This is a genomic window from Streptobacillus notomytis, from assembly GCF_001902585.1.
Lineage (GTDB): Bacteria > Fusobacteriota > Fusobacteriia > Fusobacteriales > Leptotrichiaceae > Streptobacillus > Streptobacillus notomytis.
Genome location: NZ_LKKV01000153.1, coordinates 1 through 340, shown reverse-complemented (window position 1 = coordinate 340; position 340 = coordinate 1). Strand labels below are relative to the sequence as shown.

1 protein-coding gene is annotated in these 340 nt (G+C 22.4%); it reads right to left on the bottom strand.

Annotated features, from left to right (window positions below; genetic code table 11):
* Positions 1-45: 45 nt before the first annotated feature.
* On the bottom strand, positions 46-340 hold a 295-nt coding region (locus tag BUE91_RS06850; RefSeq protein ID WP_143605918.1), incomplete at its 5' end, for a CBS domain-containing protein.

Below are 340 nucleotides of genomic sequence, written 5' to 3'. Positions count from 1 at the left end.
TCCTATCTTTTGATAATAAGCTTTACTTTTTCTATTTTCTTATTATCAACCTTTAAAACTTGTATTAATAACTATGTATTTAAAAATTATTATTTTTAATGTAGGAAGATTTTTTAATTTTAGTATACTATTTTTTGCTATAGATTTAAAATTTTCTTCTTCTATATCATATTCATCTCTAATTTCCCCTACTATTTCTTCAAGTAAATCTTCTATAGTTATTAATCCTAATGTTCCACCATATTCATCTATAATTATAGCCATATGTTGTTGTTTTTGTCTAAAAAACTCTAACATATATGTAAGCGTTACTGTTTCTGGAACATATACTATATCTTTC